The sequence below is a fragment of the Pseudomonas sp. PS02290 genome (genome assembly GCF_029960075.1).
GTDB lineage: Bacteria > Pseudomonadota > Gammaproteobacteria > Pseudomonadales > Pseudomonadaceae > Aquipseudomonas.
In genome coordinates this window covers 1-4,937 of record NZ_JASCOY010000178.1, presented here as the reverse complement: position 1 = coordinate 4,937, position 4,937 = coordinate 1, and the positions used below count along the sequence as shown (strand labels likewise).

The 4,937-nt window shown below is 62.6% G+C and carries 2 protein-coding genes; both read left to right on the top strand.

Annotation, left to right across the window (positions count from 1 at the left end; translation table 11 throughout):
- Positions 1-577: 577 nt before the first annotated feature.
- Positions 578-2,848, top strand: coding sequence for an ATP-dependent DNA helicase (locus QMX88_RS28735; protein WP_442969507.1), 2,271 nt, complete (start codon positions 578-580; stop codon positions 2,846-2,848).
- 174 nt (positions 2,849-3,022) lie between these two features.
- Positions 3,023-4,666 carry a phosphoglucomutase (alpha-D-glucose-1,6-bisphosphate-dependent) gene (pgm, locus tag QMX88_RS28730; RefSeq protein ID WP_282373629.1) on the top strand — a complete coding sequence of 548 codons (1,644 nt, stop codon included), beginning with the start codon at positions 3,023-3,025 and terminating at the stop codon, positions 4,664-4,666.
- Positions 4,667-4,937 lie beyond the last annotated feature (271 nt).

The window sequence follows — 4,937 nt, the reverse complement described above, 5'->3', positions numbered from 1 at the left end:
CCTGGTTGGGTTCCTCCTTCGTCGGAATACCCTCAGTCCGACGACGCTCCGTGGGCCCGCCGCCATCCGCCATCCATGGCGGGGGGCGGCTCTCGCGGCATCCATGCCGCTCGGCCCACGGAGCGAGACCTGCGTTCAGCCTGCACCCAAGTCGCGTTTGGCGGTGTCTGGGCTTTCTGTGTATGAGGATCAAGAGCAGATCAACGGCTTCCCTGGTAGGACCGGCTTCAGCCGGGAAGAGGCCGGTGTGACCGCCACCAATTTCACTGACTACACGCGCTGCTTTATAGTGGGACCGGCTTTAGCCGGGAAGAGGCCGGTAGGTGCGCCATCAATTGGGATGGTTGAAACCAGCTCCTGACTGCACGCGTTGATCGTCCCCACGCTCTGCGTGGGTATGCATCCCCTGGCGCTCTGCGCCGAAATCTGTCCGCCAATCCATTTCCGTTTGCCTCGACGGCATTGAGCTGTTATCTGTACGTCCGTCCAGTGTTCCGATCGACGGCCAGCCTTTTAAGTGACTTCCATTTCCGCTCTTTCCCCCGATACCTGCGCAGCTCCTGTCGAGCCTGTGGCGGTGGCGGCTGTCGATCCGGAAACGGGTTACCGGGTGGCGGTGCGGGAGTTGTGTGAGTTTACGGCGAAGGCGGGGGATCTGGATTTGCGCTTTACGCCGTCGCCCACGGCGCAGGAGGGGATTGCCGGGCATCGGACGGTGGCGGCGCGGCGGGGGCCGCAGTATCAGGCTGAGGTGGCGTTGAGCGGGGTGTTTCATGAGCTGAGGATTCGGGGCAGGGCGGACGGCTACGATGCTGCGCTGAACCAGCTCGAGGAGATCAAGACCTATCGCGGTGATCTGAGCAGTCTGCCCGCCAACCACCGGCAGCTGCACTGGGCCCAGGCGAAGGTGTATGGCTGGCTGCTGTGCGAGCAGTTGCAGCTGGCCGAGGTCAATCTTGCGCTGGTGTACTTCAACATCATCAGTGAGCAGGAAACCCTTATTCAGCAGCGTTTCACGGCAGCCGAGTTACAGGGGTTTTTCGAAACTCAGGCCGGCATCTTCCTGCAGTGGGCGCGGCAGGAACTGGCCCACCGCGACGCCCGCGACCATGGGCTCAGCGCTCTGAAGTTTCCCCACGCCGATTTCCGCACCGGGCAGCGGGCGTTGGCCGAGTCGGTGTACAAGGCGGTCAGCACCGGGCGCTGTTTGATGGCCCAGGCGCCCACCGGCATTGGCAAGACCATCGGCACGGTGTTCCCGATGCTCAAAGCCGCGCCGACGCGCAAGCTGGACAAGGTGTTTTTCCTCACCGCCAAGACCCCGGGGCGCAAGCTGGCGCTGGATGCGCTGAGCGTGATTGGGCGGAGTGCTCCAGAGCTGAACCTGCGCGTGCTGGAAATGGTCGCCCGGGACAAGGCCTGCGAATACCCGGACAAGGCCTGCAACGGGGATTCATGCCCGCTCGCCAAAGGTTTTTACGACCGGCTGCCGGCGGCGCGGAGCGAGGCGATGATCAAGCCGTGGCTCGATCAGGCCGGCGTGCGCGAGGTTGCGCTGGGCCATCAGGTCTGCCCGTATTACCTGAGCCAGGAGCTGGCGCGCTGGTCGGACGTGGTGATCGCCGACTACAACTACTATTTCGACCTCAGCGGCATGCTGTTCGGGCTCAGCCAGTTCAATCAGTGGCGCGTCGCGGTCTTGGTGGATGAGGCGCACAACATGGTTGAGCGGGCGCGGTCGATTTACAGCGCGACCCTCGATCAGCACAGCATGAATCAGGTGCGGCAGAGCGCGCCGGAGCCGGTGAAAAAGGCCTTGCAGCGGCTCAACCGCGACTGGAATGCCCTGCACAAGGAACAAGTCGCCCCTTACCAGGCCTACGCCGCCACGCCGGCCAAGTTTCTCAACAGTCTCAACCTGTGCATCACCGCGTTTGGCGACTACTTCAACGAGCACCCCCATGCGGCCAACGGCGAGCTGCAGAGTTTCTACTTTGAGGCGATCCAGTTCGGTCGCATTGCCGAGTTGTTCGACGAGCATTTCCTGTTCGATATCAGCAAGCGTGAACTGGGCAGCAAGTCGCTGTCCCGGCTGTGCCTGCGCAATGTCGTCCCGGCGGGGTTTGTGCGTCCGCGCCTGACCGCCGCGATCAGTGCGGTGCTGTTTTCCGCGACCCTCAATCCAAGGCATTTCTACCGCGACTTGCTGGGCCTGCCCGACACCACGGCCTGGGTCGACGTCGAGTCGCCGTTCCAACGGTCGCAGCTAGACGTCGAAATCGTCAGCCGCATTTCCACCCGCTACACCCATCGGCAGGCCTCGCTGGCGCCCATCGTCGAGCTGATGGCGCGGCAGTTCGAAGCGCGGCCGGGCAACTATCTGGCGTTTTTCAGCAGCTTCGATTATCTCCAGCAAGTCGCCGAGCTGATGGAGCGCAGCCACCCGGCTGTCCCGGTCTGGAAACAATCCCGGGGCATGGCCGAGGCCGAACGGCAGGCCTTTCTCGATCGCTTTACCCCCGCCAGTCAAGGCATCGGTTTTGCGGTGCTGGGCGGGGCGTTCGGCGAGGGCATCGACCTGCCGGGGGCTCGGTTGATCGGTGCGTTCATCGCCACCCTGGGCCTGGCGCAGATCAACCCGGTCAACGAGCAACTTAAACAGCGCATGAGCCTGTTGTTCGGCGCCGGTTACGACTACACCTATTTGTACCCCGGCATGCAGAAAGTGGTGCAGGCCGCCGGCCGGGTGATTCGGGGTCTGGACGATCGCGGCGTGGTGGTGCTGATCGACGATCGCTTCGCCGAGCGCAAGATCCAGCAACTGTTACCGGCGTGGTGGCAGCTATGATGTGGGGCAGCTAATTGTCTCAAGGCGTTACGGATCGATAGCCGAGCGCCACGGTCCAACTGCCAGTAAACTGCCGCGTCACTGGCATTTCAGGCGGCGTTTCAGGGCGTTTCCCGCCTGGTCGGGACTTTTTCTTTTTGTCATTTCCCTATTTTTCATCCACGGAGGTTTCGCATGAGTATCAGTCCATTCGCGGGCAAACTGGCGCCCGCAGAATTGCTGGTCGATCTTCCTCGTCTGGTGACGGCCTATTACACCGGCCAGCCCGACGCGTCGGTGGCGACCCAGCGTGTTGCCTTCGGTACTTCCGGGCACCGCGGCAGTTCTTTCGAATTAAGCTTCAACGAGTGGCACGTGCTGGCCATCAGTCAGGCGATCTGCCTGTACCGCCAGGCCAACGGCATCGACGGCCCGCTGTTCCTCGGCGCCGACACTCACGCACTGTCGACCCCGGCGGCCGCTTCGGCGCTGGAAGTGCTGGCGGCCAACGGCGTCAACGTGATGATCTCCGAGGGTGACGAATACACCCCGACGCCGGCGATCTCCCACGCCATCATCTGCTACAACCGCGGGCGCAAGACCGGTCTGGCCGACGGCATCGTCATCACGCCCTCGCACAACCCGCCGGAAAGCGGTGGCTTCAAGTACAACCCCACCAACGGCGGCCCGGCTGACTCGCACATCACCAAGTGGATCGAGAACAAAGCCAACGAATTGCTCGCCGAGCGCATCGTCAATGTCCAGCGCATCACCCACGACAAAGCCCTGCGCGCCGACACCACCCATCGCCATGACTACATCAACACGTACGTGGCTGACTTGAAAAACGTCATCGACATGGACGCCATTCGTGGCGCCAACCTGCACCTGGGCGTTGACCCGCTGGGCGGGGCGGGTGTGCGTTACTGGTCGGCGATTGGTGAGCACTACGGCCTGAATCTGGAAGTGGTGAACACGTTCGTCGATCCGACCTTCCGGTTCATGAGCGTGGACTGGGACGGCAAGATCCGCATGGACCCGTCGTCCAATTTCGCAATGCAGAGCCTGATCGGTCTGAAGGACCGCTTCCAGGTGGCCTTTGCCTGCGACCCGGACCACGACCGTCACGGCATCGTGACGCCGACCGGCGGCCTGCTGGCGCCGAACAATTACCTGGCGGTGTCGATCGATTACCTGTTTCAGAACCGTCCTGACTGGCGCGCCGATGCGGCCGTCGGCAAGACCGTGGTCAGCAGCGGGATGATCGATCGCGTGACCCAACGTCTGGGCCGCCGCCTCTACGAAGTGCCAGTGGGCTTCAAGTTCTTCGCCGAAGGGTTGTACGAGGGTTCGCTGGGCTTTGGCGGTGAGGAGAGTGCCGGTGCGTCGTTCCTGCGTCGCGACGGGACGGTCTGGACGACGGACAAGGATGGTTTGATCCCGGCATTGCTGGCCGCGGAAATCCGCGCGCGCAAAGGCCGTGACCCGAGCGAGATGTACAAGGCGTTGACCGATGAGCTGGGCGAACCAGTGTCGACCCGCGTCGAGGCAAAGGCCAACTTCGAGCAGAAGGCGCTGTTGAGCAAGCTGTCGCCGGAGCAGGTCACGTCCACTGAGCTGGCGGGTGAGAAGATTGAGAGCATCCTGAGCAAGGCGCCGGGCAATGATCAGGCGATTGGTGGCTTGAAGGTCATTACCGAGAACGGCTGGTTCGCTGCGCGGCCGTCGGGTACTGAGGATATTTACAAGATCTACGCCGAGAGCTTCAAGGGCGAGGAGCATCTGAAGCGTCTGGTGGCTGAGGCGCAGGTGCTTGTTGACGGCGCGATAGCGCCTTGAAGGTACGAAGATCAAGAGCGTCTGCCTAAGGGCAGACATTTCGCCTTCGGCGACTTACTTTTGAAAAGCACCAAAAGTAAGCAAAAGTGCCTGCTCTCGGCTGGGCCCTTCCTTCGTCAGGGTTCCCTCACTCCGACGACGCTCCGTGGGCCCGCGCCGAACGGACATCCATGTCCTGACGGCGCTCTCGCGGCATCCATGCCGCTCGGCCCACTCCGCGTCGTCTACGTTCGGCCTGCACCCAAGTCGCGATTTGTGGTGTCTGGACTAC